This is a genomic window from Burkholderia sp. AU45251, assembly GCF_030482905.1.
GTDB classification, from domain to species: Bacteria; Pseudomonadota; Gammaproteobacteria; order Burkholderiales; family Burkholderiaceae; genus Burkholderia; species Burkholderia aenigmatica.
The window spans coordinates 148,843-174,390 of sequence record NZ_JAUJQH010000011.1 but is presented as its reverse complement, the minus strand read 5'-3'; the positions used below and the strand labels follow the sequence as shown (position 1 = coordinate 174,390).

The window sequence follows — 25,548 nt, the reverse complement described above, 5'->3', positions numbered from 1 at the left end:
CGCCTACGCGCATCTTACCCAACCGTGCGGCGCAACGGTGCACCGCACGGTGGGCGAGCCGAAACGGCTCAGGCCTTGCGGGGCAGGTCCGACGCCTGGATCAGGAAGACGGCGTCGTCGCCCGCGCTGGTGGGCAGCCAGGTGAGCTCGAGGCCGCCGAACGCGGCTTCGACGTTTTCGCGCTCGTTGCCGATCTCGACGACGAGCACGCCGTCGTCGTGCAGCCAGCGATGGGCTTCGGCGACGATGCGTCGCACGATGTCCATCCCGTCGTCGCCGCCCGCGAGCGCCATCTCCGGCTCGTGCCGGTATTCGGGCGGCAGCGCGGCCATCGACGACGCATTCACGTACGGCGGGTTCGTCAGGATCACGTCGTAGCGCGAGCCCGGGTCGGTGCGGAACGCGGGCAGCGGCGCGTAGAGGTCGCCGTGGTGCAACCCGATGCGGTCTTCGAGGCCGTAGTCGCGCACGTTGATCTCCGCGACTTCGAGCGCCTTGTCGGACAGGTCGACTGCGTCGATCTCGGCGTTCGGGAACGCGCTCGCCGCGAGGATCGCGAGGCAACCGGAGCCCGTGCACAGCTCGAGCACCGCGCCGACCTGCTCGGGATCGGCGACGTACGGCTGCAGCCCGTCGTCGAGCAGTTCGCCGATGAACGAGCGCGGCACGATCACGCGCTCGTCGACGTAGAAGCGGTGGCCGTGCATCCACGCTTCATGCGTGAGGTACGCGGCCGGCACGCGGTCGGCCGCACGCCGTTCGATCACCGCGAGCACGGCCGCGATTTCGTCGGGCAGCAGCCGAGCATCGAGGAACGGCTCGAGCGTGTCGAGCGGCAGGTCGAGCGTGCGCAGCACGAGGTAGGCCGCTTCGTCGTACGCATTGTCGGAGCCGTGGCCGAACGCGAGCTTTGCCTTCGAGAAGCGCGTGACCGCGTAGCGCAGCAGATCGCGAACAGTTACAAAAGGTGTCGTCATGCGAGGCTCCATCAGGCGATCAGTTGTTCGAGCACGCGGCGGTACACGTTCTTCAGCGGGTCGACGAAGCGCACTTCGATGTGCTCGTCGATCTTGTGGATGCTGCCGTTCGGCGGACCGAACTCGATCACCTGCGGGCAGATGCGCGCGATGAAACGGCCGTCCGACGTGCCGCCCGTCGTCGACAGCTCGGTGGTGATGCCGGTCTCGGTGCGGATCGCGTTTTCCAGCGCGCCCGACAGCTCGCCGCGCGGCGTGAGGAACGGCAGGCCGCTCACCGACCACTTCAGCGTGTATTCGAGGCCATGCTTGTCGAGGATTGCGTGCACGCGTGCCTGCAGACCCTCGACCGTGCTGGCGGTCGAGAAACGGAAGTTGAATTGCAGGTCGGCGTGGCCGGGAATCACGTTGGTCGCGCCGGTGCCGGCATGCAGGTTCGATACCTGCCAGGTGGTCGGCGGGAAGTATTCATTGCCTTCGTCCCACTGCTCGGCGGCGAGCTCGGCGAGCGCCGGCGCGAGCAGGTGGATCGGGTTCTTCGCGAGGTGCGGATACGCGATGTGGCCCTGCACGCCCTTGATGACCAGTTCGCCCGACATCGAGCCGCGGCGGCCGTTCTTGACGACGTCGCCGAGTTCGGCGGTCGACGTCGGCTCGCCGACGATGCAGTAGTCCATGCGTTCGCCGCGCGCTTCGAGCAGCTCGACGACCTTCACGGTGCCGTCGGTGGCGGGGCCTTCCTCGTCGCTCGTGATCAGGAACGCGATTGCGCCGCGGTGGCCGGGGTGGGCCGCGACGAATTCCTCGGATGCGACGACGAACGCCGCGAGCGACGTCTTCATGTCGGCCGCGCCGCGGCCGTACAGCTTGCCGTCTCGATGGGCGGGGATGAACGGCGGCGAGCTCCACTGCTCGAGCGGGCCGGTCGGCACGACATCGGTGTGGCCCGCGAACGCGAGCAGCTTGCCGTCGCGGCCGTCGGTGCCGCGCTTGACGGCCCACAGGTTGGTTACGCCGTGCGACGCGATGGTCTCGCATTCGAAGCCGAGCGCGGCAAGGCGCTCGGTCATGATCTGCTGGCAATGCTGGTCGTCGGGCGTCACGGACGCGCGGGCGATCAGCTGTTCGGTAAGGGCTAGGGTGGCGGACATGGTTCGGACCACTTTCGATAAAAAATGCCGGCGCGGTGGCCGGCAGCGACAAGACGTCGGGCTGCGCCGACGGGCGCAGCGCGGGCAGCCCTATGCGGCAAACAGCGCCGCGTATTGATCGGCCGCGAAGCCGAGCGACTTCACGCGGCCGTTGACCACGAGCACGGGGCGCTTGATGACCGACGGCTTGTGGATCATCAGCGCGACCGCGCCGGACTTCGTATCGGCGGCCGCCTTCATCGCGTCGTCCAGGCCGCGCCACGTCGTGCCGCGCTTGTTGACGAGCGCGTCGAGCGACACGTCCTTCAGCCAGTCTTCGACGAGCGGTGCGCTGACACCGAGCTTCTTGAAGTCGTGAAACTCGAATTCGACGCCGTGGTCGTCGAGCCACACGCGGGCTTTCTTCACGGTGTCGCAGTTCGGAATGCCGTAGACGACCACAGTACGCTTCGCCATCAGTCGCCTCGCAGCAGCTCGTTCAGGCCGACCTTCGCGCGGGTCTTCGCGTCGACCTTCTTGACGATCACTGCGCAGTACAGGCTGTGCGAGCCGTCCTTCGACGGCAGGTTGCCGGCGACCACGACCGAGCCGGCCGGGATGCGGCCGTAGCTGACTTCGCCGGTTTCGCGATCGTAAATCTTGGTGCTCTGGCCGAGGTACACGCCCATCGAGATCACCGAGTTTTCCTCGACGATCACGCCTTCGACCACTTCCGAGCGCGCGCCGATGAAGCAGTTGTCTTCGATGATGACCGGGTTCGCCTGCAGCGGCTCGAGCACGCCACCGATGCCGACGCCGCCCGACAGGTGCACGTTCTTGCCGATTTGCGCGCACGAACCGACCGTCGCCCACGTGTCGACCATCGTGCCTTCGTCGACGAACGCGCCGATGTTGGTGTACGACGGCATCAGCACGACGTTCTTCGCGATGAACGAGCCGCGGCGCGCGATGGCCGGCGGGACGACGCGGAAGCCGCCCGCGGCGAAATCTTCAGCGGTGTAGTTCGCGAACTTCGACGGCACCTTGTCGTAGAACTGCGAGTAGCCGCCGGCAGGCATCGGCGCGTTGTCCTCCAGGCGGAACGACAGCAGCACGGCCTTCTTCAGCCACTGGTGCACGGTCCAGTTGCCGTCGATCTTCTCGGCAACGCGCAGCGCGCCTTTGTCGAGCTGCTCGATCGCGTGCGCGACGGCTTCGCGGACGTCGGCCGGTGCGGCCTTCGGCGACAGCTCGGCGCGGTTGTCCCAGGCGGTATCGATGATTTGCTGAAGTTGTTGCGACATGTTCGTTTTCGCAGGAGATGGATGAAATGTTCGGGATGGACGATTACCGCGCGAGAGACCGGCAGAAATCGACGATGCGTTGCGCGCCCTCGACGCATTCGGGGGTGCCCGCGACGAGCGCGATCCGGATGAAATCGCGGCCCGGATTCGTACCGTGCGCATCGCGCGCCAGGTACGAGCCGGGCAGAACCGTCACATTATAGTCGGCGTACAGACGACGGGCGAACTCGGTGTCCGACAGCCCGGTGCGCGACACGTTGGCCCACAGGTAGAACGCGGCGTCGGGCAGTTTCACGTCGATCACGTCGGCGAGCATCGGCGTGACCGTATTGAACTTCTGCAGGTACAGCGCGCGGTTCTCGCGCACGTGCGCCTCGTCGTTCCACGCGGCGATGCTCGCGTGCTGCCAGACCGGCGACAGCGCCGCGCCGTGATACGTGCGGTACAGCAGGAATTTCTTCAGCAGTGCCGCGTCGCCCGCGACGAAGCCCGAGCGCATGCCCGGCACGTTCGAGCGCTTCGACAGGCTCGACAGCATCACGAGCCGCTCGAAGCCGCGGCCCAGCCGGTGCGCGGCCTCGAGGCCGCCGAGCGGCGGCGCCGCTTCGTCGAAATAGATTTCCGAATAGCACTCGTCGGATGCGATCACGAAACCGTGGCGGTCGGACAGCGCGAACAGCTCGCGCCAGTCGTCGAGCGTCAGCACGGCGCCGGTCGGGTTGCCCGGCGAGCACACGTACAGCAGTTGCGTGCGCGCCCAGACTTCGTCGGGCACGGACGCGTAGTCGCACGCGAAGTTGCGGGCCGGGTCGCTGTTCGCGAAATAGGGTTCGGCACCGGCCAGCAGCGCCGCGCCTTCGTAAATTTGATAGAAAGGATTCGGACAGAGTACGATCGCCTTCTCGCCCTGTTCGGACGGGCGCGCGTCGATCACCGTCTGCGCGAGCGAGAACAGTGCCTCGCGCGACCCCGACACGGGCAGCACCTGCGTGGCCGGATCGATGGCCGGCAGCCCGTAACGGCGCTCGAGCCAGTGCGCGATCGACGTGCGCAGCGCGTCCGAGCCGGCGGTGGCCGGGTACGACGCGAGACCGTCGAGCGCGGCCACCACGGCGTCGCGGATCAGCGCCGGGGTCGCATGTTTGGGCTCGCCGATGCCGAAGCTGATCGGTTTGAGGGCGCCGGAGGGCGTCACGTCCTTGAACAGGGCGCGCAGCTTTTCGAAGGGATAGGGCTGGAGCGAGTCGAGTCGAGGGTTCACGGGCGAAGCGGCCATCGCGGCCGGTTGGAGCGAAAGAAGCGGCGGGCGCGCCGCGCGGCTGCGAACGGGCGCCGATGGCGCGCGGGTCGCAACGGACGATTATAGCGTGACGGAATGCAGTCACGGCCTGCCGGAACGGCGGCCGGGCCGGCTGAATAAAGGGTATTGAACCAAATGAATAACGCGGTACGCGGCAGTCTGCCGACGCTGGCCATCCTGATCGGCGCGTCGGTATGGGGCCTGATCTGGTATCCGCTGCGGATCCTGGCGTCGCTCGGCGTGACGGGCACGCTGGCGAGCGCGCTGACGAGCCTTGTTGCTTTCCTGTTCGTGATCGTCGCGCGACACCACACGATCGCGACGCTGCGCTGGCATTGGGTGCTGCCCGGCATCGCGGTCACGGCCGGCGTGACGAACCTCGGGTTCGTGTGGGGCACGATCCACGGCGAGGTGCTGCGCGTGATGCTGCTGTTCTATCTGACCCCCGCGTGGACCGCGATCTACGCGCACTTCCTGCTGCGCGAGCGGCTGACCTGGGCTGGAGCGGGGCTTGCGGCGCTTTCGATCGGCGGCGCGATGCTGATGCTGTGGTCGCCGAAGCTCGGCCTGCCGCTGCCGGCCAGCCCGGCCGAATGGGCCGGGCTCGCGGCCGGGTTGAGCTTCGCGATGAGCAACGTGCTCGTGATCAAGGCGAGCCGCGAGCTGCCGGAGATGCGTGCGGAAATGCGCACTGCGACGCTGTTCGGCGGCGCGGCCGTGTTCGGCGCGATCGCGTCGCTGTTCGAGGGGATACCGGCTGCGCCGGCGGGCGGCCACCTCGGTACGGCCGCGCTGATCATCGTCGCGATCGGCGTGACGATGGCGTCCAACAACCTGCTCGTGCAATACGGGCTGGCGCGCGTGCCGGCCAACCGTGCGTCGATCATCATGCTGTTCGAGATTGTGATCACCGCGCTGTCGGCGTGGGTGTTCGCGAACGAGCTGCCGACCGCACGGGAGTGGGCGGGCGGCGTGTGCATCGTGCTGGCGACGCTGCTGTCGAGCCGGGTCCATCGTGCCGCGCCGGCACCGGACAAACCCGGCGACGGTCGGGACGGTGCACGCGCGATGGTATGATGGAAGCCGTTTGCGGGGCCCAACGCTGTATGCGCGCGGCCCCGCTTTTGAATTCCGGGGCGCATCGCGCGCATGGGCCGTCCGGCCTCGCGCAGTGCGGCTCCGTCCGTTTCACACCTTCTTCACATCCGATACCGCCGTGCGTCTGAGCTCGATCAAACTCGCTGGCTTCAAATCCTTTGTCGATCCCACGCATTTCCAGGTTCCGGGCCAGCTTGTCGGCGTGGTGGGCCCGAACGGGTGCGGCAAGTCCAACATCATCGACGCCGTGCGCTGGGTGCTCGGCGAGTCGCGCGCGTCCGAGCTGCGCGGCGAGTCGATGCAGGACGTGATCTTCAACGGCTCGACCGCCCGCAAGCCCGGCAGCCGGGCCAGCGTCGAACTGATCTTCGACAACTCCGACGGCCGCGCGGCCGGCCAGTGGGGCCAGTACGGCGAGATCGCCGTGAAGCGCGTGCTCACGCGCGACGGCACGTCGAGTTACTACATCAACAACCTGCCGGCGCGCCGCCGCGACATCCAGGACATCTTCCTCGGCACCGGCCTCGGGCCGCGTGCGTACGCGATCATCGGGCAGGGCATGATCGCGCGGATCATCGAGGCGAAGCCGGAAGAGCTGCGCGTGTTCCTCGAGGAAGCCGCGGGCGTGTCGAAGTACAAGGAACGCCGCCGCGAGACCGAGAACCGCCTGCACGACACGCGCGAGAACCTGACGCGCGTCGAGGACATCGTCCGCGAACTCGGTGCGAACCTCGAGAAGCTCGAGGCGCAGGCCGTTGTTGCGACCAAGTACAAGGAACTCGTCGCCGACGGCGAGGAGAAGCAGCGCCTGTTGTGGCTGCTGCGCAAGAACGAGGCTGCCGGCGAGCAGCAGAAGCAGCAGCGCGCGATCGAACAGGCGCAGATCGACCTCGAGGCGCAGACCGCGAAGTTGCGCGAGGTCGAGGCGCAGCTCGAGACGCTGCGCGTGGCGCATTACTCGGCGAGCGATGCGATGCAGGGCGCGCAGGGTTCGCTCTACGAAGCGAACGCCGAGGTGAGCCGCCTCGAAGCCGAGATCAAGTTCATCGTCGAATCGCGCAACCGCGTGCAGGCGCAGATCGCCGCGCTGAATGCGCAGCGCGAGCAATGGCGCGCGCAGGCCGAAAAGGCGCAGGACGAGCTCGAGGACGCCGAAGAGGCGCGCGCGATGGCCGACGAGAAGGCCGCGCTCGCCGAAGACAACGCAGCCGCGAAGCACGACGCGCTGCCGGCGCTCGAAGCCAAATGGCGCGATGCGCAGGCGCAGCTCAACGACGAGCGCGCGCGGATCGCGCAGACCGAACAGTCGCTGAAGCTCGAAGCCGCGCACCAGCGTAACGCCGACCAGCAGCTCCAGCAGCTTCAGCAGCGCCATGAGCGCCTGAAGAGCGAAGCGGGCGGGCTCGACGCGCCGGACGAGGCCCAGCTCGAAGAGCAGCGCATGCAGCTCGCCGAGCAGGAAGAGATCCTGGCCGAAGCGCAGGCGCGCCTCGCCGACGCGCAGGAAACGGTGCCGCGCCTCGATGGCGAGCGCCGTGCCGCACAGGAGCGCGTGCAGGCCGAAGCCGCGCAGATCCACCAGCTCGAGGCGCGTCTCGCCGCGCTGAAGCAGTTGCAGGAAAACGTGCAGACCGAAGGCAAGGTGCAGCCGTGGCTCGACAAGCACGAGCTCGGCGCGCTGCCGCGTCTGTGGAAGAAGTTGCATGTCGAAGCCGGCTGGGAAGCGGCGCTCGAGGCCGTGCTGCGCGAGCGCCTTGCCGCGCTCGAAGTGTCGAACCTCGACTGGGTGAAGGCTTTTGCCACCGACGCACCGCCCGCGAAGCTCGCGTTCTACGCGCCGCCCGTGGCCGGCGAACCGCCCGCGGCCGTGGCCGGGCTGCGTCCGGTGCTGTCGCTCGTGCGCATCGACGATGCGGGCATCCGCGCGGTGCTGAACGACTGGCTCGGCAACGTGTATGTCGCCGACGACGTCGCGCAGGCGCTCGCGACGCGCACGCAGCTGCCGGCAGGCGGCGCGTTCGTCGTCAAGGCCGGTCATATCGTCACGCGTGTCGGCGTGCAGCTTTATGCGGCCGATTCGGAGCAGGCCGGGATGCTGGCCCGCCAGCAGGAAATCGAAAACCTGACGCGCCAGGTGCGTGCGCAGGCGCTGCTCGCCGACGAGGCGCGCACCGCCGCCGTGCGCGCGGAAGCCGCGCACACGCAGGCCACCCAGGCGCTCGGCGACGTGCGCGCTCAGGCCGAGCGTGCGACGCAGCGCGTGCACGCGCTGCAGATGGACGTGCTGAAGCTTGCACAGGCGCACGAACGTTACACGCAGCGCAGCACGCAGATCCGCGAGGAACTCGAGGAAATCGGCGCGCAGATCGAAGAGCAGCGCGCGATGCGCGCGGAGTCGGAGGCGAATTTCGAGCGTTTCGACGGCGAACTCGCGGAACTGCAGGCGCGCTTCGAGGACAACCAGCTCGCGTTCGAAGCGCTCGACGAGTCGCTGACGCAGGCGCGCCAGGAAGCGCGCGACCTGGAGCGCGGCGCGAACGACGCGCGCTTCGCCGCACGCAATGCAGTGACGCGGATCGACGAGCTCAAGCGCAGCATTCAGGTCGCACACGAACAGAGCGAGCGTGTTGCTGCGTCGCTGGAAGACGCGCGCGCCGAGCTTGAAACGATCAACGAGCAGACCGCGCACACGGGCCTGCAGGACGCGCTCGAGATTCGTGCGGTGAAGGAAGAGGCGCTGCAGGCCGCGCGGATCGAACTCGACGACCTGACCGCGAAGCTGCGCGCGTCGGACGAGCAGCGGCTCGTCGCCGAGCGTTCGCTGCAACCGCTGCGCGACCGCATCACCGAATTGCAGTTGAAGGAGCAGGCCGCGCGCCTGTCGGTCGAGCAGTTCGCCGAGCAGCTCGTGACGGCCGAGGTCGACGAGGTGGCGCTGTCCGCGAAGCTCACGCCGGATCTGAAGCCGTCGTACCTGCAGGGCGAGGTCACGCGCCTGAACAATGCGATCAACTCGCTCGGCCCGGTGAACATGGCCGCGCTCGACGAGCTGAAGGCCGCGAGCGAGCGCAAGGTGTTCCTCGACGCGCAGTCGGCCGACCTGATCGACGCGATCACGACGCTCGAGGACGCGATCCACAAGATCGACCAGGAAACCCGCACGCTGCTGCAGGGCACCTTCGACGAGGTCAACCGTCACTTTAGCGACCTGTTCCCGCGCCTGTTCGGCGGCGGCCAGGCGAAGCTGATCATGACGGGCGACGAAATCCTCGATGCCGGCGTGCAGGTGATGGCGCAGCCGCCGGGCAAGAAGAACGCGACGATTCACCTGCTGTCGGGCGGCGAGAAGGCGCTGACCGCGACCGCGCTGGTGTTCGCGATGTTCCAGCTGAACCCGGCGCCGTTCTGTCTGCTGGACGAGGTCGACGCACCGCTCGACGATGCGAACACCGAGCGTTTCGCGAATCTCGTGCGCGCGATGTCCGACAAGACGCAGTTCCTGTTCATCTCGCACAACAAGATCGCGATGGAAATGGCGCAGCAGCTGATCGGCGTGACGATGCAGGAGCAGGGTGTGTCGCGGATCGTCGCGGTGGACATGGAAACCGCCGCGGGTTTTGCCCAGAATTGACGTTTGACGAAACCGGACCGCGTTCGCGCGGCGCATGGGCGCCCGTTCGCGGTTCCGACGAACAAGAATTGCTGATGGAGCGTGCATGGACGAGTTGACACTCGGTTTGATCGGCGCGGGCGCCGTCGTGGTGGGCGGCGTCGTGGTCTACAACGCATGGCAGGGCGCGAAGGTGCGGCGCAAGATGCCGCGCCCGATGCCGGAGGAAGCGGCCGAGGCGATGAACCGCCCCGAACGCGAAGAAGAGCTGCCGTTCATCGAGCCGGTGCGTCAGCCAGTGCGGCGCGAACCCGCGGCGCCGGTCACGACGGCCGCCACGGCCGGCACGCCGGCCGAAGTCGCGCGCGTCGAGCCGACGTTCGGTGGCGCGGCGCCTGCCGACATGCCGGCCGATCTGCAGGCCGAGGCGACCGGCGTCGACATGCCGGCCGAGTCGGTCGAGCCGGTGGCCGGCGACGAAGCCGTGCCCGCCGCCGCGCATGAAGTGCACGCTGAACCGGCCGAGCAGGCCGAACCCGTGCTGCCGGCTGCAACGACGATCTCGTCGGCACCGCCGGCGATCGTCGACCGCCGGATCGACTGCATCGTGCCGATCCGCCTTGGCGGGCCGCTGCCGGGCGACAAGATCCTGCCGGCCGCGCAGCGGCTGCGCCGCGCGGGCAGCAAGCCCGTGCATATCGAAGGCAAGCCGGAAGGCGGCCAGTGGGAGCTGCTGCAGAACGGTGTGCGCTACGAGGAACTGCGCGCGGCCGCACAGCTCGCGAACCGCAGCGGCGCGCTGAACGAGCTCGAGTTCTCCGAATTCGTGACGGGCGTCCAGCAGTTCGCCGACGCGATCGACGGCGCGCCGGAATTCCCGGACATGATGGAAACGGTCGCGATGGCGCGCGAGCTCGACGCCTTTGCCGCGCAGTGCGACGCGCAGCTGTCGGTCAACGTGATGTCGGACGGCGCGCCGTGGTCGGCGAACTACGTGCAGGCCGTGGCGTCGCAGGACGGGCTGCTGCTGTCGCGCGACGGCACGCGTTTCGTGAAGCTCGACGCGAAGCAGAATCCCGTGTTCATGCTGCAGTTCGGCGACACGAACTTCCTGCGTGACGACCTCACGTACAAGGGCGGCAACATGATCACGCTGGTGCTCGACGTGCCGGTGGCCGAAGAGGACATCCTGCCGTTCCGGCTGATGTGCGACTACGCGAAATCGCTGTCCGAACGGATCGGTGCACGCGTGGTCGACGATTCGCGGCGGCCGCTGCCGGAGTCGACGCTGGTCGCGATCGATCAGCAACTGATGAAGCTGTACGCGAAGCTCGAGGAAGCTGGCATCCCGGCCGGTTCGCCGGTCACGCGCCGCCTCTTCAGCCAGTAACGCGCGCCCGGCGGGCGGCGGCTTTCGGCGCCGTCGCCCGTCGCTGCAATGCACCGTGCTGTGTGCACTGCAACGGGCCCGCGCGGCACGCATCGCGTGCCCCCGCTGCGGCGTCAAACTGAGATAATCGGAATTCCGATTTTTCAGAACGACTCTGCCGCCAGCATGGCCCGAACCCTAGCCGAACCGCCAGCCAGCCAGCCCGACGCGCGCGCCGCGTGGCTGCGCGACCAACTCGAGCGGGCGAACTACGCCTATTACGTGCTCGACCAGCCGGATCTGCCCGATGCGGAATACGACCGGCTGTTCCGCGAACTGCAGCAGCTCGAAACCGACCATCCCGAACTCGTGACGCCCGATTCGCCGACGCAGCGCGTCGGCGGCGAGGCGGCCGGCGGCTTCACGCCGGTCGTCCATGACGCGCCGATGCTGTCGCTGAACAACGGCTTCGCCGACGAGGACATCGCCGCATTCGACAAGCGTGTCGCCGACGCGCTCGACAAGACGACCGATCTCGCCGGCTCGGTGACGGAGCCCGTCGAGTATGCGTGCGAACTGAAGTTCGACGGCCTCGCGATCTCGCTGCGCTACGAGCAGGGCGTATTCGTGCAGGCGTCGACGCGCGGCGACGGGACGACGGGCGAGGACGTGACCGAGAACGTGCGCACGATCCGCTCGATTCCGCTGAAACTGAAGGGCGATCACGTGCCGGCCGTGCTCGACGTGCGCGGCGAGGTGCTGATGTTCAAGCGCGATTTCGCACGCCTGAACGAACGCCAGCGTGCGGCCGAGCAGCGCGAATTCGCGAATCCGCGCAACGCGGCGGCCGGCAGCCTGCGCCAGCTCGACTCGAAGATCACCGCGCAGCGTCCGCTGTCGTTCTTCGCGTACGGGATCGGCGTGCTCGACGGGATGCCGATGCCCGATACGCACAGTGCGCTGCTCGACTGGTACGAGTCGCTCGGCCTGCCCGTGAACCGCGAGCGCGCGGTCGTGCAGGGCGCCGAAGGCTTGCTCGGGTTCTTCCGCAGGATCGGCGAGAAGCGCGAGTCGCTGCCGTACGACATCGACGGCGTCGTCTACAAGGTCAACCGGCGCGACGAACAGGAGCGCCTCGGCTTCGTGTCGCGCGCGCCGCGCTTCGCGCTCGCGCACAAGTTCCCCGCGCAGGAAGCGCTGACCAAACTCGTCGCGATCGACGTGCAGGTCGGCCGCACGGGTGCGATCACGCCGGTCGCGCGCCTCGAGCCCGTGTTCGTCGGCGGCGCGACCGTGACCAACGCGACGCTGCACAACGAGGACGAGGTGCGCCGCAAGGACATCCGGATCGGCGATACCGTGATCGTGCGCCGCGCGGGCGACGTGATTCCCGAGGTGGTCGGTGCGCTGCTCGACCGGCGTCCGGCCGACGCGGCTGAATTCGTGATGCCGACCGAATGCCCGGTGTGCGGCTCGAAGATCGAGCGCCTGCCGGACGAGGCGATTGCGCGCTGCACGGGCGGCCTGTTCTGCCCGGCGCAGCGCAAGCAGGCGCTGTGGCACTTCGCGCAGCGCCGCGCGCTCGACATCGACGGGCTCGGCGAGAAGATCATCGACCAGCTCGTCGAGCTGAATCTCGTGCGCACGCCGGCCGACCTGTTCAATCTCGGTTTTGCGACGCTCGCCGAGCTCGACCGGTTCGCCGAGAAGTCGGCACAGAATCTGCTCGATTCGCTCGAGAAGGCGAAGCACACGACGCTCGCGCGCTTCATCTACGGGCTCGGCATCCGTCACGTGGGCGAATCGACGGCGAAGGATCTCGCGAAGCATTTCGGCTCGCTGACGCCGATCATGGATGCATCGATCGAAGAACTGCTCGAAGTCAACGACGTCGGGCCGATCGTCGCCGAGTCGCTCCACCAGTTCTTCGCGGAAGAGCACAACCGCACCGTGATCGAGCAGTTGCGCGCGCCGGGCAAGGTGACGTGGCCGGAAGGGCCGCCCGCGCCGAAGGCGCCGCAGGGCGTGCTGGCCGGCAAGACGGTCGTGCTGACGGGCACGCTGCCGACGCTCACGCGCGATGCCGCGAAGGAAATGCTCGAAGCGGCGGGTGCGAAAGTGGCCGGTTCGGTATCGAAGAAGACGGATTATGTGGTCGCGGGCGCCGAAGCCGGCAGCAAGCTCGCGAAGGCCGAGGAACTCGGCATCCCCGTGCTGGACGAAGACGGCCTGCACCAACTCCTGGAGGGCAATACGCCATGATTCGCGAGATCCTGAAGATGGGCGATCCGCGCCTGCTCGAAGTCGCCAAGCCGGTCGAGCGGTTCGATACACCCGAACTGCACGAGATCGTCGCGGACATGTTCGAGACGATGCACCATGCGAACGGCGCCGGACTGGCCGCACCGCAGATCGGCATCGGGCTGCAGCTCATCATCTTCGGCTTCGGCAACAACAACCGCTACCCGGATGCGCCGCCGGTGCCCGAGACCGTGCTGATCAACCCGAAGGTCGAGTACATGCCGCCGGACATGGAAGAGGGCTGGGAAGGCTGCCTGTCGGTGCCGGGCATGCGGGGCGTCGTCAGCCGCTACGCGAAGGTGCGCTACAGCGGCTTCGACCAGTACGGCGAGAAGATCGATCGCGTTGCCGACGGTTTTCATGCACGCGTCGTCCAGCACGAATACGATCACCTGATCGGCAAGCTGTATCCGATGCGGATCACCGACTTCACGCGCTTCGGTTTCACGGAAGTGCTGTTCCCGGGGCTCGACCCGGCTTCCGACGACTGATTGCCCGGCGCGCCTGGTTTCTCGCCGACAAGAAAAAAGCCCGCTTGCGCGGGCTTTTTCATTGCGTGGCACGCGTGTGGCGCGCCTGCGGTCAGAACGTCTCGTCGGCCGACAGATAGCGCCATTGACCCTGCGGCAGGGCGCCGAGCATCACGCGGCCCATCCGCACGCGCTTCAGGCCGATCACGTCGAGGCCCACCAGTTCGCACATGCGACGGATCTGGCGCTTCTTGCCTTCGCGCAGCACGAAGCGCAACTGTTCGCCGTTCTGCCAGCTGACCATCGCGGGCTTCAGCGCGACGCCGTCGAGCTCGAGGCCGTGGCGCAGCTTCGCGAGCGATTCCGCGGGGAAGTGCTGGTCGATGTCGATGAGCCGTTCGCCGAAGCGCACGCGCACCAGGTACTCCTTGTCGATATCCGACTGCTCGCCGATCAGCTGCTTTGCGATCACGCCGTTCTGCGTCAGCACGAGCAGGCCGGTCGAATCGATGTCCAGGCGGCCGGCCGGTGCGAGTGCGTGCAGGTGCTGCGGCGAGAAGCGCACCGGCGAATGGTCGCCGCTCCAGCGGTTCGCGCGCGTGATCAGCACGGCAGCCGGCTCGTAGCCGTCTTCCGCCTGGCCCGACACATAGCCGACCGGCTTGTGCAGCAGGATCGTCACTTGCGCGGCCTGCGCGGCGCTCGCCCGTTCGTCGATCTCGATCTTCTGGTCGGCACGTACCTTGGTGCCGAGCGTGTCGATGCGTTCACCGTCGACGAGTACCCAGCCCTTTTCGATCCATTCGTCGGCTTCGCGGCGCGAGCACATGCCGAGTTCGGACATCCGTTTCGACAGGCGCATCAGCCCCGATTCGTCGCCGTAGTCGACGTCGGCCGCGGCGCGCTTGACCGGTTGCGCGGTCTTGACCGCGCCGAACGAGCGGCGCTCGCCGTCGCGTGCGGGGCGGGCCGGGCGGTCGCCGAAGCTGCGCTTCGCGCCTTCGCCGGCGGGCTTGTCGCGATACGACGGGCGCTTGCCGTCGTCGGCGCCTGCGCGGCGCGGGCGGTCATCGTCGTTGCGACGCGGCGGGCGATCCGACGACGTGCGGCGGTCGCCGAAGCTGCGCTTCGCGCCTTCGCCGGAAGCGTTGTCGCGATACGGCGCGCGTGCGCCGCCTTCGCCACCCGTGCGACGCGGACGTGAGTCGTCATCGCGGCGCGGCGGGCGATCGGACGACGTGCGACGGTCGCCGAAGCTGCGCTTCGCGCCTTCGCCGGATGCGTTGTCGCGATACGGCGCGCGTGCGCCGCCTTCGCCACCTGCGCGACGCGGACGCGCATCGTCGTCACGGCGCGGCGGGCGATCCGACGACGTGCGGCGGTCGCCGAAGCTGCGCTTCGCGCCTTCGCCGGATGCGTTGTCGCGATACGGCGCGCGCGGGCCACCTTCGCCACCCGTGCGGCGCGGACGCGAGTCGTCATCGCGGCGCGGCGGGCGATCGGACGACGTGCGACGGTCGCCGAAGCTGCGCTTCGCGCCTTCACCGGACGCGTTGTCGCGATACGGCGCGCGCGGGCCACCTTCGCCACCCGTGCGACGCGGACGAGAGTCGTCATCGCGGCGCGGCGGGCGATCGGACGACGTGCGACGGTCGCCGAAGCTGCGCTTCGCGCCTTCGCCGGCCGCGTTGTCGCGATAAGGGGCACGCGTGCCGCGTTCGGCACCGCCGTCACGCGGCGCACGCTTGGCCGGTGCGCGATCCGCGCCCGGGCGCTCGGCGCCCGCGGCAGCGCGCGGCTTGAACGTGCGTTCGCCGGCGGCGGCCGGGGCGGCCTTCTTCGGGCGGGCCGGCTTGTCCCCTGCGGGCGGCGCAGCGGGACGCACCGCCTTGCGGGCGACGAGGCTGCCGGAGCGGACAGGGGCGCGGGTCGGCGACGCCGGCTTCGGATTCTTGACGGTTAATTTGGTGCGCATAAACGCTGGAATTCATTCAGACTGCGATCGCACGCAGCAATTCGGTTTCGAGCTGGATCTGCAGGCGGTTGTCGGACAAGCCGGCACCCGCGAGCAGGAAGATGTCCTCGACGCGTTCGCCGAGCGTATTGATCCGCGCCGCGTGGACGCCGATCCGATGCTCGGCGAGTACGCGCGCGATCGAATAGAGAAGGCCCGGCCGGTCGTTGGCCGACACGGACAGGATGTAGTACTGGCCGCGCTCGTCGGCCCGCAGGTCGACGCGCGGCGTGATCGGAAACGTCCGGGACAGCCTCGACAGGCGGCCCTTGGACGGCTCCGGCAACGATGCGGTTTCGGTGAGCCGCGACGCGAGCTGTTGCTCGACGAGATTCGCGATGTCGCGGTACCGCACGTCACGTTCGGTCTGCGTGACGATGAAGTTGTCGAGCGCATAGCCGTGCCGCGTCGTGCTGACGCGTGCGTCGAGCACCGACAGCCCGTTGCGGTCGAAATACGCGCAGATGCCCGCGAACAGGTCGGGGCGATCCTTCACGTACACGAGCACCTGCAGCGCATCGCCGATCGGCGACGGCCGCGCGCGGACGATCGCGGTTTCGGCGTTCACGTGCCGGTACAGCACGCGTGTTTGCCAGGCGATGTCGGCTGCGTCGTGACGCAGGAAGAAGCCGACGTCGAGCTGATCCCACAGCGCGCGGTGCGCGTCGTCGGGCACGGTTTCCAGGCGCAGCAGTGCGAGCGCCTGCTCCTGCCGCGACTTCAGCTCCGAATGCGCGTCGGGGTTGGCGCCGCCGAGCACCGCGAGCGTGATGCGGTACAGATCCTCGAGCAGCTTGCCCTTCCACGTGTTCCACACCTTCGGGCTCGTGCCGCGGATATCGGCGACGGTCAGCAGGTAGAGCGCGGTGAGGCGCCGTTCGTTGCCGACGAGTTCGGCGAAGCGCTTGATGACTTCGGGGTCGCTCGTGTCCTGCTTCTGCGCGACCTGGCTCATCGTCAGGTGATGCTGGACGAGCCACACGATCAGCGCCGCGTCGTCGCCGGGGATTCCGTGTTCGCGGCAGAAGCGCCGCGCATCGGTCATCCCGAGCGTCGAGTGGTCGCCGCCGCGGCCCTTCGCGATGTCGTGGAACAGCGCCGCGACATACAGCACCCACGGGCGCTCGAAGTTGCCGATCAGCTGGCTGCAGAACGGATATTCGTGTGCATGCTCGGCGACCGCGAAACGGCGGATGTTGCGCAGCACCATCAGGATGTGCTGGTCGACCGTGTACACGTGGTACAGGTCGTGCTGCATCTGGCCGACGATGCGGCGGAAATTCAGCAGGTAGCGGCCGAGCACGCTCGTCTGGTTCATCAGCCGGAACGCGTGCGTGATCCCTTCGGGTTGCTGAAGGATCCGCATGAACGTGTCGCGATTCTGCGGATCGCGGCGCCACGCGTTGTTCATGATCTCGCGCGAGTTGTACAGCGCGCGCAGCGTGCGCGCGGACAGGCCCTTCACGCCGCGGGTCGTCTCGTACAGCAGGAACGCTTCGAGGATTGCGTCAGGGTGGCGCTCGAACACGCCGTCGTCGACGATCTCGAGCATGCCCTGCTTCTCGACGAAGCGGTCGGGCGACAGCACGCGCGTGATGCCGCTCGTCGCGGGGAACAGCTGCGCCTCGATGTTCTGGATCAGAATCGTCGCGAGCTGCGTGACGGCTTTCGCGGCCCAGTAATAGCGGCGCATCAGCTGTTCGCTCGCGCGCTTGGCCTGCGTCGGCTGGTAGCCGAAGCTCTCGGCGGCCTGCGTCTGCAGGTCGAACACGAGCATGTCCTGGCGGCGGCCGGCGATCACGTGCAGCCGCGCGCGCAGCGTCTTCAGGAATCCTTCGTTGCGGCGCAGCTCGCGCGCTTCGCGATCGGTGATGAGGCCGCGCGTGTCGAGTTCGCGCCAGCTGCTGCCGAAACCGGCTGCGCGCGCGATCCACAGGATCGTCTGCGGGTCGCGCAACCCGCCGGGGCTTTCCTTCACGTTCGGTTCGAGGCTGTACGGCGTGTCCTGGAACTTCGCGTGGCGCTGGCGCATCTCGAGCACCTTCGCGGTGAAGAACGCGCGGGCGTCGAGCGCCTCGTGGTAGCGCACCGTGAAGCGCTCGAACAGCGCGGTGCTGCCGACGATGCGGCGCGCTTCCAGCAGTGAGGTCTGTACCGTGACGTCCTGCGACGCCTCCTCGATGCACTGCGCGACCGTGCGCACGCTGCTGCCGATCTCGAGGCCGAGATCCCACGCCATCCCGATGAAGCGCTCGATGCGCGCATCGAGCGCCGGGTCGTGCGCATCGGGCAGCAGCACGAGGATGTCGACGTCGGAATAGGGCGCGAGCTCGCCGCGCCCGTAGCCGCCGACGGCGACGAGCGCGAGCGTCGCGGGCAGCCCGCAGTCGTCCCACACGCGCTTCAGCGCGTCGTCGGTGAGTTTCGACAGCGCGTGCATCAGCGACGCGACGTTCGTCGCGCGGCGGAAGCGCTCGAGCATCTCCGTCTTGGCGGCCTTGAATTCGGCGCGCCGCGACAGCGCGTCGGGCGAGGGGGCGGCGTGAGCGCTCATGGGCGGCTGTTCAGGTGCGGGCAGGGCGGGCTGGCGCGGTGGCGCTCAGACCGCGGCGGCCGGTTGCGCGAACACGGGGCGCGCCGGCGTGCCGGCCGATACGGTCAGCACTTCGTAGCCGGTTTCGGTGACGAGCACCGTGTGCTCCCACTGCGCGGACAGGCTGCGGTCGCGCGTCTTGACCGTCCACTGGTCGGGCATCGTGCGGATGTCGCGCTTGCCGGCGTTGATCATCGGCTCGATCGTGAAGATCATCCCGGCCTTCAGTTCGATGCCCGTGCCCGGACGGCCGTAGTGGACGACCTGCGGATCCTCGTGGAACACCGTGCCGATGCCGTGGCCGCAGTATTCGCGCACGACGCTGTAGCCCTGCGCTTCCGCGTGCTTCTGGATCGCGTAGCCGATGTCGCCGAGGTGCGCGCCGGGCTTGACCTGGTCGATGCCGAGCCACATGCATTCGTAGGTGGTCTGCACGAGGCGCTTCGCCATGATCGAGCCTTCGCCGACGATGAACATCCGGCTCGTGTCGCCGAAGTAGCCGTTCTTGATCACGGTGATGTCGATGTTCAGCGCGTCGCCGTTCTTGATCACCTTCTCGCCGGGGATGCCGTGGCAGATCACGTCGTTGACCGAGATGCAGGTGGCCTTCGGGTACGGCGGATAGCCGGGCGGCTGGTAGTTCAGCGGCGCGGGGACCGTGCCCTGCTCGTTGAGCATGAACTCATGGCAGAGGCGGTCGAGTTCGGCGGTCGTGATGCCCGCGACGACGTGCGGGGTGATGAAGTCGAGCACTTCGCTCGCGAGACGGCAGGCGACGCGCATCTCGGCGATATCGTGTTCGTTTTTGAGCGTAATAGCCATCGAGGTATGCCTGGAATGCGGTGAATTGACGGATTATCGCACCTTCTGGCAGGCGTCGCAGCCCCTGCCGGCGGTGCGGATGCGGGTTTTCGCGGATTGTCCGCCCCGTCGCCGCGCGGCAAGCAAAAGTGGTGAGCGACTTGAGAGCGGACAAATCGGCGTGCTATACTCTTTGGCTAAGTCGATATCCAAATGCCGAACTTGCCCCGTTTTGGGGTGGCATGGCGGTGAAAGGCTTACGGCACGGGCGTTTTGCACGTGTCGAATCACAAGCCGGCGCAACCAGGGTGCCGGCCGCGTGGAATCGGACCCTCCGGGGCAGGTTCGCGCGGCGGTACGGCGGCCGGCTTAAGACCCAACCCTCGTGGAGAATTTACATGGCAGTTACGATGCGCCAAATGCTGGAAGCGGGTGTCCACTTCGGTCACCAGACGCGCTTCTGGAACCCGAAGATGGCTCCGTTCATTTTCGGTCACCGCAACAAGATTCACATCATCAACCTCGAAAAGACGCTGCCGATGTTCACGGACGCACAGAAGTACGTGCGCCAGCTGGCAGCGAACCGCGGCACGATCCTGTTCGTCGGCACGAAGCGTCAATCGCGTGACACGATCGCTCAGGAAGCGCAGCGCGCAGGCATGCCGTTCGTCAACGCACGCTGGCTCGGCGGCATGATGACCAACTTCAAGACGCTGAAGGTATCGATTAAGCGCCTGAAGGACATGGAAGCGGCAGTCGAGGCAGGCGAGCTCGAGAAGATGAGCAAGAAGGAAGCGCTGCTGTTCGAACGCGAAATCGCCAAGCTGCAGAAGTCGATCGGCGGCGTTAAGGACATGGGCGGCATTCCGGACGCAATCTTCGTCGTCGACGTCGGCTACCACAAGATTGCCGTTACCGAAGCGAACAAGCTGGGCGTGCCGGTCATCGCCGTGGTCGATACGAACCACTCGCCGGAAGGTGTGGATTACGTGATCCCGGGTAACGACGACTCGAGCAAGGCAGTCGCACTGTACGCTGAAGGCGTGGCCGACGCGATCCTCGAAGGCCGTGCAAACGCGGTCAACGAAGTGGTCCAGGCTGCACGCGGCGACGACGAGTACGTCGAGGAAAACGCGTAACTGGCCCCGAGCCGGCGCAAAAAGGGGGCTCTCAACAGGCCCCCTTTTTTTAAGCTTGTGCGCCGGACCTGATCGCGCCGATTTGGTGCGGGTCCGGAAACGAATCTCGGCCGTTCGCGTCCAAGCGGGCGGCGTTGTGAATACAGACTCAAGGAGCGAATGATGGCGGCAATTACCGCAAGCATGGTGGCAGAACTGCGCGCAAAGACCGACGCACCGATGATGGAGTGCAAGAAGGCGCTGACGGAAGCTGACGGCGATCTGGCCAAGGCTGAAGAGCTGCTGCGCGTCAAGCTCGGCAACAAGGCGAGCAAGGCGGCATCGCGCGTGACGGCAGAAGGCGTCGTCGCATCGTTCGTCGGCGGCAACGCAGGCGCGCTGGTCGAACTGAACTGCGAAACCGACTTCGTCGCGAAGAACGACGACTTCCTCGCATTCTCGAAGACGGTTGCAGAACTCGTTGCGACGCAAAACCCGGCTGACGTGGCTGCGCTGTCGGCACTGCCGCTCGAAGGTTCGACGGTCGACGCAGTGCGCCTGGCACTGATCGGCAAGATCGGTGAGAACGTCTCGATCCGCCGTTTCGTCCGTTTCGAAACCGCAAACAAGATCGCAACGTACCTGCACGGCGCGCGTATCGGCGTGATCGTCGAGTACACGGGTGCGGAAGAGCAGGTCGGCAAGGACGTCGCGATGCACATCGCGGCGATGAAGCCGGTCGCACTGTCGTCGGCTGACGTGCCGGCAGAACTGATCGAGACGGAACGCCGCGTGGCCGAGCAGAAGGCTGCGGAATCGGGCAAGCCGGCCGAGATCGTCGCGAAGATGGTCGACGGTAGCGTCCAGAAGTACCTGAAGGAAGTGTCGCTGCTGAACCAGACGTTCGTGAAGAACGACAAGCAGACGATCGAGCAGATGCTGAAGGCAGCGGATTCCGCTGTGCAGAAGTTCTCGCTGTTCGTCGTCGGCGAAGGCATCGAGAAGCGCCAGGACGACTTCGCCGCCGAAGTGGCCGCGCAAGTCGCAGCAGCAAAGCAGCAGTAAGCCGTAAGCAGTCAGGCAGTATCCGCGGCGGGCGTCCGCTCCGCCGCGGTCGGCGCCGCCGCCGGCCGGCCGGGAAACCCGGTCCGACCGTCGGCGCTTGCCCGAATCAGTATTTCGCCCCTACAGTTCGTGGTTGTCATCCTCTCGTCGCTCGGAAGCCCCTATGTCCAATGCCTATAAACGCGTCCTTCTCAAACTCTCCGGCGAAGCGCTGATGGGCGACGATGCCTTCGGCATCAATCGCGCGACGATCGAACGGATGGTGGCCGATATCGCCGAAGTCGTGCGTCTCGGTACGCAGCTCGCGGTCGTGATCGGTGGCGGTAATATTTTCCGCGGTGTCGCGGGTGGCGCGGCCGGCATGGATCGCGCGACGGCAGACTACATGGGGATGCTCGCGACGATGATGAACGCGCTGGCGCTGCAGGACGCAATGCGCCACGCCGGCATCGAGGCGCGCGTGCAGTCCGCGCTGCGCATGGACCAGGTCGTCGAGCCGTACATCCGGCCCCGCGCGATTCGCCAGCTCGAGGAAGGCCGCGTCGTGATCTTCGCGGCCGGTACCGGCAACCCGTTCTTCACGACGGACACGGCCGCCGCGCTGCGCGGTTCGGAGGTGGGCGCCGAGGTCGTGCTGAAGGCGACCAAGGTCGATGGCGTATATTCTGCCGATCCGAAGAAGGATCCGTCGGCCACGCGTTACACGACGATCACTTTCGACGAGGCGATCAGCCGCAACCTGCAGGTGATGGACGCGACGGCTTTTGCGCTGTGCCGCGACCAGAAGCTGCCGATTCGCGTGTTTTCGATCAACAAGCCGGGCGCGCTCAAGCGCATCGTGCTGGGCGAGGACGAAGGTACGCTCGTCCACGTGTAAACTCCCGCGGATGCGGGTCATCGGCCGCGGCGCGCCGGATGCGCCGGGCGGGGCCCGTGTTCTTTGAAGGTTAGAAGGTTCGGAGGTTGAAATGAGTGTCGCTGATACCAAGAAGGGCGTCGAGCAGAAGATGCTGCGCTCGATCGATGCATTCAAGAGTGATCTGGCAAAGATCCGTACGGGCCGTGCGCACACTGGCATGCTCGATCACGTGCAGGTTGACTACTACGGGTCGATGGTGCCGATCTCGCAGGTTGCCAACATGACGCTCGTCGACGCACGCACGATCGGTGTGCAGCCGTGGGAAAAGCCGATGGTCGCGAAGGTCGAGAAGGCCATTCGCGAAGCCGACCTGGGCCTGAACCCGGCCACCTCCGGCGACCTGATCCGCGTGCCGATGCCCGCGCTGACGGAAGAGCGCCGCCGCGAGCTGACCAAGGTCGTGAAGAGCGAGGGCGAAACGGCCAAGGTCGCGATCCGCAACCTGCGCCGCGACGCGAACGAAGCGCTCAAGAAGCTCGTGAAGGACAAGGAAATCTCGGAAGACGACGAGCGTCGTGCGAGCGACGACGTGCAGAAGCTGACCGACAAGCACGTCGCCGAAATCGACAAGCTCGTGCAGACCAAGGAAGCCGAGATCATGACGGTCTGACGACCGTCCTCGCGCGCCGCCTTCTTCCCGCATTACTGTCTCAACGGCCATGACCTATACCAGCTCTACCGTTCGCGTGCCTGACGTCGGCGTCGTGCCGCGTCACATCGCGATCATCATGGACGGCAACGGCCGTTGGGCGACCGAACGCCGCTTGCCGCGCGTCGCGGGGCACACCCGTGGCGTCGATGCCGTGCGGTCGGTGGTCGAAGGTTGCGCGCGCGCCGGCGTCGAATACCTGACGCTGTTCGCGTTCAGTTCGGAGAACTGGCGCCGGCCGAACGACGAAGTGTCGTTCCTGATGCGACTCTTCATCACCGCGCTCGAGCGCGAGGTCGGCAAGCTCCATGCGAACGGGATCCGCCTGCGTGTCGTCGGCGATCTCGACCGCTTCGAGCCGCGCATCCGCGAACTGATTCGCCGCGCCGAAACCAAGACGGCGCGCAATACCCGTCTGACGCTCACCATCGCGGCCAACTACGGCGGCCGGTGGGACATCCTGCAAGCGACGAAGAAGCTCGTCGAGCAGGCCGTGCGCGAAGGTCGCGAGGTCGAAGTGACCGAGGACGCGTTCGCGCCGCACCTGGCGATGGCCTATGCGCCGGAGCCCGATCTCTTCATCCGTACCGGCGGCGAGCAGCGCGTCAGCAACTTCCTGCTGTGGCAACTCGCGTACGCCGAATTCTATTTCACCGACAAATACTGGCCGGATTTCGACGGCGCGGCACTGGCCGACGCCATGGCGTCGTATACGGAGCGCGAGCGCCGTTTTGGCCGCACGAGCGCACAGCTCGAACCGCAATCGCAGAACGCCGACTCCCTTTCATGCTGAAAACCCGTGTGATCACGGCGATCGTGATGCTGGCGGTGCTGCTGCCGGTGACGCTGTTCGCGCCGCTCACCGCGTTCGGCGCGCTGATCGGCGTCGTGCTCGTGTTTGCCGCGTGGGAGTGGGCGCGCCTGCTCAAGCTCGGCGGTGCCGGCCCGGTCGTCTATGCCGTCGTCGCGGCGCTGGCGCTCGCGGCCACGGCGCCGCTCGGCGTCGATGCGGCTTCGTCCCGTCCCCTTTTCATGGCAGCCGGCGTGTTCTGGCTGCTGGTCGGCCCGTTCACGTTGCGGCGCAAGCCGGAGCTCGCGGGCGGCGTATGGCGGCCGTTCCTGCTGGCGGCCGGCCTCGTGGTCTTCGCGGCCTGCTGGCATGCGCTCGTCGCGGCGCGCGCGCAGGGCGTGCCGTTCGTGCTGTCGCTGCTTCTGGTCGTCTGGCTCGCCGATATCGGCGCATACTTCGCGGGCAAGGCCTTCGGAAAGCGTAAACTGGCCATCACGATCAGTCCCGGCAAGAGCTGGGAAGGCGCGATCGGTGGCTGGCTCGCCGTGATGGTCGTCGCCGGCGTCGCGATGGCCGCGCATGCGTTCGAGCCGACCCTGTTTTCTGCGTTCGCCGTGCGCTACGGGATGCCCGGCGCGTGGGCCGCACTGACGTTGCTGGTCGCGTATAGCGTGATCGGCGACCTGTTCGAGTCGCTGCTGAAGCGGCAGGCGGGCGTGAAGGATTCGAGCGGACTGCTGCCGGGGCATGGCGGCGTGCTCGACCGTGTCGACGCGCTGCTGCCGGTGCTGCCGCTCGCGATGCTGCTGCTTGGTTAAACCATTATTTCTGTTATGCAAAAACGTCTGACATTGCTCGGTTCCACGGGCTCGATCGGAGACAGCACGCTCGACGTGGTCGCGCGCCATCCCGAGCGCTTCTCGGTCTATGCGCTGACCGCACACCGCAACGGCGACAAGCTGGTCGAGCAGTGCCTGCGCTTCGCGCCTGAAGTCGCGGTGGTCGGCGATGCGCAGACGGCCGCGCACGTCGAAGCGAAGCTGCGCGCGGCGGGCAGCAAGACCACGGTGCTGTACGGGCCGCAGGCGCTCGTCGACGTGTCGAAGAGCGACGGCTGCGATACGGTCGTCGCGGCGATCGTCGGTGCGGCCGGCATGGCGCCGAGCCTCGCGGCCGCGCGCGCCGGCAAGCGCATCCTGCTCGCGAACAAGGAAGCCCTGGTGATGTCGGGCGCGATCTTCATGGACGCGGTGCGCGACCATGGCGCGATCCTGCTGCCGGTCGACAGCGAACACAACGCGATCTTCCAGTGCATGCCGCGCGACGCGGCCGAGCACGGCGGGATCTCGAAGATCATCCTGACCGCGTCGGGCGGCCCGTTCCGCACGCGCGAGCCGGCCACGCTCGTCGACGTGACGCCGGACGAAGCGTGCAAGCACCCGAACTGGGTGATGGGCCGCAAGATCTCGGTCGATTCCGCGACGATGATGAACAAGGGCCTCGAGGTGATCGAGGCGCACTGGATCTTCGGGCTGCCGGGCGACCGGATCGACGTGCTGATCCATCCGCAGAGCGTGATCCATTCGCTCGTGTCGTACCGCGACGGCTCGGTGCTCGCGCAGCTCGGCAACCCCGACATGCGCACGCCGATCGCGCATGCGCTCGCGTTCCCCGAGCGTGTCGACGCGGGCGTCGATCAGCTCGACCTCGCGCAGATCGCCCAGCTGTCGTTCGAGAAGCCCGATTACGCGCGCTTCCCGTGCCTCGCGCTCGCCTTGAAGGCGCTTGAGGAAGGCGGTATCGCGAGCGCCGCATTGAACGCAGCGAACGAAGTGGCGGTCGAAGCGTTTCTCGAGCGCCGCATCGGCTTCATGGCGATTGCGGCGACGGTCGACGCCGTGCTCAGCACGCTGCCGAACCGCACGCCCGACGGGCTCGACGACGTTCTGGCGGCGGATGCCGAGGCACGCCGCCTCGCCGCCGAAATTATTGCGAAAGCGCCTGCGCCACGCGTGGAGCGCACTGTCTGAATGGGGTGCT

The 25,548-nt window shown here is 67.2% G+C and carries 20 protein-coding genes; 12 read left to right on the top strand and 8 right to left on the bottom strand.

Annotated features, from left to right (window positions below):
- Window positions 1-68 precede the first annotated feature (68 nt).
- The 5 genes from prmB to dapC form a co-directional block, all read right to left on the bottom strand.
- Window positions 69-977 carry a 50S ribosomal protein L3 N(5)-glutamine methyltransferase gene (gene prmB / locus QZM67_RS22140; RefSeq protein WP_301806665.1) on the bottom strand — a complete coding sequence of 303 codons (909 nt, stop codon included), beginning with the start codon at window positions 975-977 and terminating at the stop codon, window positions 69-71.
- A gap of 11 nt (window positions 978-988) precedes the next feature.
- On the bottom strand, window positions 989-2,128 hold the full coding sequence (dapE, locus tag QZM67_RS22135; protein ID WP_175024968.1) for a succinyl-diaminopimelate desuccinylase: 1,140 nt from the start codon (window positions 2,126-2,128) through the stop codon (window positions 989-991).
- Between the two features lie 90 nt (window positions 2,129-2,218).
- A complete protein-coding gene (locus tag QZM67_RS22130) occupies window positions 2,219-2,584 on the bottom strand; it encodes an ArsC family reductase (RefSeq protein WP_175024967.1) in 366 nt (121 codons plus the stop codon).
- On the bottom strand, window positions 2,584-3,411 hold the full coding sequence (dapD, locus tag QZM67_RS22125) for a 2,3,4,5-tetrahydropyridine-2,6-dicarboxylate N-succinyltransferase (RefSeq protein WP_301806662.1): 828 nt from the start codon (window positions 3,409-3,411) through the stop codon (window positions 2,584-2,586). Before dapD ends, QZM67_RS22130 begins: the two co-directional genes overlap by 1 nt.
- Before the next feature lie 43 nt (window positions 3,412-3,454).
- Window positions 3,455-4,687, bottom strand: coding sequence for a succinyldiaminopimelate transaminase (gene dapC, locus QZM67_RS22120; RefSeq protein WP_071334682.1), 1,233 nt, complete (start codon window positions 4,685-4,687; stop codon window positions 3,455-3,457).
- Between the two features lie 159 nt (window positions 4,688-4,846).
- On the opposite strand from dapC, the gene QZM67_RS22115 reads away from it, so the two are divergent.
- The 5 genes from QZM67_RS22115 to def all read left to right on the top strand — a co-directional run bounded on the left by QZM67_RS22115 (window position 4,847) and on the right by def (window position 13,580).
- Window positions 4,847-5,788: a DMT family transporter gene (locus QZM67_RS22115; RefSeq protein WP_301806733.1), complete on the top strand. Its 942-nt coding sequence runs from the start codon at window positions 4,847-4,849 to the stop codon at window positions 5,786-5,788.
- 139 nt (window positions 5,789-5,927) lie between these two features.
- The gene (gene smc, locus QZM67_RS22110; RefSeq protein ID WP_175024965.1) at window positions 5,928-9,440 is read left to right on the top strand and encodes a chromosome segregation protein SMC; all 3,513 of its coding nucleotides are present in this window, start codon (window positions 5,928-5,930) and stop codon (window positions 9,438-9,440) included.
- An 85-nt stretch (window positions 9,441-9,525) separates the two neighbouring features.
- Complete coding sequence (locus QZM67_RS22105) at window positions 9,526-10,809, top strand: cell division protein ZipA C-terminal FtsZ-binding domain-containing protein (RefSeq protein WP_301806658.1); 1,284 nt, start codon at window positions 9,526-9,528, stop codon at window positions 10,807-10,809.
- A gap of 165 nt (window positions 10,810-10,974) precedes the next feature.
- Window positions 10,975-13,050, top strand: a complete 2,076-nt coding sequence (ligA, locus tag QZM67_RS22100; protein WP_301806656.1) for an NAD-dependent DNA ligase LigA — start codon at window positions 10,975-10,977, stop codon at window positions 13,048-13,050.
- The gene (gene def, locus QZM67_RS22095; protein WP_011352465.1) at window positions 13,047-13,580 is read left to right on the top strand and encodes a peptide deformylase; all 534 of its coding nucleotides are present in this window, start codon (window positions 13,047-13,049) and stop codon (window positions 13,578-13,580) included. Before ligA ends, def begins: the two co-directional genes overlap by 4 nt.
- 91 nt (window positions 13,581-13,671) lie before the next feature.
- Here def and QZM67_RS22090 read toward each other — a convergent pair whose 3' ends face one another.
- From QZM67_RS22090 to map, 3 genes are read right to left on the bottom strand one after another with little or no spacing between them, the layout of a single operon-like run.
- Window positions 13,672-15,534, bottom strand: a complete 1,863-nt coding sequence (locus QZM67_RS22090) for a pseudouridine synthase (RefSeq protein ID WP_301806653.1) — start codon at window positions 15,532-15,534, stop codon at window positions 13,672-13,674.
- A 16-nt stretch (window positions 15,535-15,550) separates the two neighbouring features.
- Entirely contained in the window at window positions 15,551-18,127 is a 2,577-nt protein-coding gene (locus QZM67_RS22085) for a [protein-PII] uridylyltransferase (protein ID WP_301806652.1), read from the bottom strand.
- Window positions 18,128-18,172: 45 nt separating this feature from the next.
- Window positions 18,173-18,988: a type I methionyl aminopeptidase gene (gene map, locus QZM67_RS22080; RefSeq protein ID WP_089450837.1), complete on the bottom strand. Its 816-nt coding sequence runs from the start codon at window positions 18,986-18,988 to the stop codon at window positions 18,173-18,175.
- Window positions 18,989-19,365: 377 nt separating this feature from the next.
- On the opposite strand from map, the gene rpsB reads away from it, so the two are divergent.
- The 7 genes from rpsB (at window position 19,366) to QZM67_RS22045 (ending at window position 25,538) form a co-directional block, all read left to right on the top strand.
- The gene (gene rpsB / locus QZM67_RS22075; protein WP_006752149.1) at window positions 19,366-20,106 is read left to right on the top strand and encodes a 30S ribosomal protein S2; all 741 of its coding nucleotides are present in this window, start codon (window positions 19,366-19,368) and stop codon (window positions 20,104-20,106) included.
- A 162-nt stretch (window positions 20,107-20,268) separates the two neighbouring features.
- Window positions 20,269-21,150 carry a translation elongation factor Ts gene (tsf, locus tag QZM67_RS22070; RefSeq protein WP_043190814.1) on the top strand — a complete coding sequence of 294 codons (882 nt, stop codon included), beginning with the start codon at window positions 20,269-20,271 and terminating at the stop codon, window positions 21,148-21,150.
- 163 nt (window positions 21,151-21,313) lie between these two features.
- Window positions 21,314-22,027, top strand: coding sequence for a UMP kinase (gene pyrH, locus QZM67_RS22065; protein ID WP_011352459.1), 714 nt, complete (start codon window positions 21,314-21,316; stop codon window positions 22,025-22,027).
- A 91-nt stretch (window positions 22,028-22,118) separates the two neighbouring features.
- Window positions 22,119-22,679 carry a ribosome recycling factor gene (gene frr, locus QZM67_RS22060; protein WP_175024960.1) on the top strand — a complete coding sequence of 187 codons (561 nt, stop codon included), beginning with the start codon at window positions 22,119-22,121 and terminating at the stop codon, window positions 22,677-22,679.
- A gap of 49 nt (window positions 22,680-22,728) precedes the next feature.
- Complete coding sequence (gene uppS / locus QZM67_RS22055) at window positions 22,729-23,511, top strand: polyprenyl diphosphate synthase (RefSeq protein WP_122945701.1); 783 nt, start codon at window positions 22,729-22,731, stop codon at window positions 23,509-23,511.
- Window positions 23,505-24,326, top strand: a complete 822-nt coding sequence (locus tag QZM67_RS22050; RefSeq protein ID WP_043190825.1) for a phosphatidate cytidylyltransferase — start codon at window positions 23,505-23,507, stop codon at window positions 24,324-24,326. Before uppS ends, QZM67_RS22050 begins: the two co-directional genes overlap by 7 nt.
- Window positions 24,327-24,341: 15 nt before the next feature.
- Window positions 24,342-25,538, top strand: a complete 1,197-nt coding sequence (locus QZM67_RS22045) for a 1-deoxy-D-xylulose-5-phosphate reductoisomerase (protein WP_301806648.1) — start codon at window positions 24,342-24,344, stop codon at window positions 25,536-25,538.
- Window positions 25,539-25,548 lie beyond the last annotated feature (10 nt).

Coding starts and splice junctions, on each gene's coding strand:
- prmB (WP_301806665.1), bottom strand. CDS start 977: ATGACGACACCTTTTGTAACTGTTCGCGATCTGCTGCGCTACGCGGTC.
- dapE (WP_175024968.1), bottom strand. CDS start 2,128: ATGTCCGCCACCCTAGCCCTTACCGAACAGCTGATCGCCCGCGCGTCC.
- QZM67_RS22130 (WP_175024967.1), bottom strand. CDS start 2,584: ATGGCGAAGCGTACTGTGGTCGTCTACGGCATTCCGAACTGCGACACC.
- dapD (WP_301806662.1), bottom strand. CDS start 3,411: ATGTCGCAACAACTTCAGCAAATCATCGATACCGCCTGGGACAACCGC.
- dapC (WP_071334682.1), bottom strand. CDS start 4,687: ATGGCCGCTTCGCCCGTGAACCCTCGACTCGACTCGCTCCAGCCCTAT.
- QZM67_RS22115 (WP_301806733.1), top strand. CDS start 4,847: ATGAATAACGCGGTACGCGGCAGTCTGCCGACGCTGGCCATCCTGATC.
- QZM67_RS22105 (WP_301806658.1), top strand. CDS start 9,526: ATGGACGAGTTGACACTCGGTTTGATCGGCGCGGGCGCCGTCGTGGTG.
- ligA (WP_301806656.1), top strand. CDS start 10,975: ATGGCCCGAACCCTAGCCGAACCGCCAGCCAGCCAGCCCGACGCGCGC.
- def (WP_011352465.1), top strand. CDS start 13,047: ATGATTCGCGAGATCCTGAAGATGGGCGATCCGCGCCTGCTCGAAGTC.
- QZM67_RS22090 (WP_301806653.1), bottom strand. CDS start 15,534: ATGCGCACCAAATTAACCGTCAAGAATCCGAAGCCGGCGTCGCCGACC.
- QZM67_RS22085 (WP_301806652.1), bottom strand. CDS start 18,127: ATGAGCGCTCACGCCGCCCCCTCGCCCGACGCGCTGTCGCGGCGCGCC.
- map (WP_089450837.1), bottom strand. CDS start 18,988: ATGGCTATTACGCTCAAAAACGAACACGATATCGCCGAGATGCGCGTC.
- rpsB (WP_006752149.1), top strand. CDS start 19,366: ATGGCAGTTACGATGCGCCAAATGCTGGAAGCGGGTGTCCACTTCGGT.
- tsf (WP_043190814.1), top strand. CDS start 20,269: ATGGCGGCAATTACCGCAAGCATGGTGGCAGAACTGCGCGCAAAGACC.
- pyrH (WP_011352459.1), top strand. CDS start 21,314: ATGTCCAATGCCTATAAACGCGTCCTTCTCAAACTCTCCGGCGAAGCG.
- frr (WP_175024960.1), top strand. CDS start 22,119: ATGAGTGTCGCTGATACCAAGAAGGGCGTCGAGCAGAAGATGCTGCGC.
- uppS (WP_122945701.1), top strand. CDS start 22,729: ATGACCTATACCAGCTCTACCGTTCGCGTGCCTGACGTCGGCGTCGTG.
- QZM67_RS22050 (WP_043190825.1), top strand. CDS start 23,505: ATGCTGAAAACCCGTGTGATCACGGCGATCGTGATGCTGGCGGTGCTG.
- QZM67_RS22045 (WP_301806648.1), top strand. CDS start 24,342: ATGCAAAAACGTCTGACATTGCTCGGTTCCACGGGCTCGATCGGAGAC.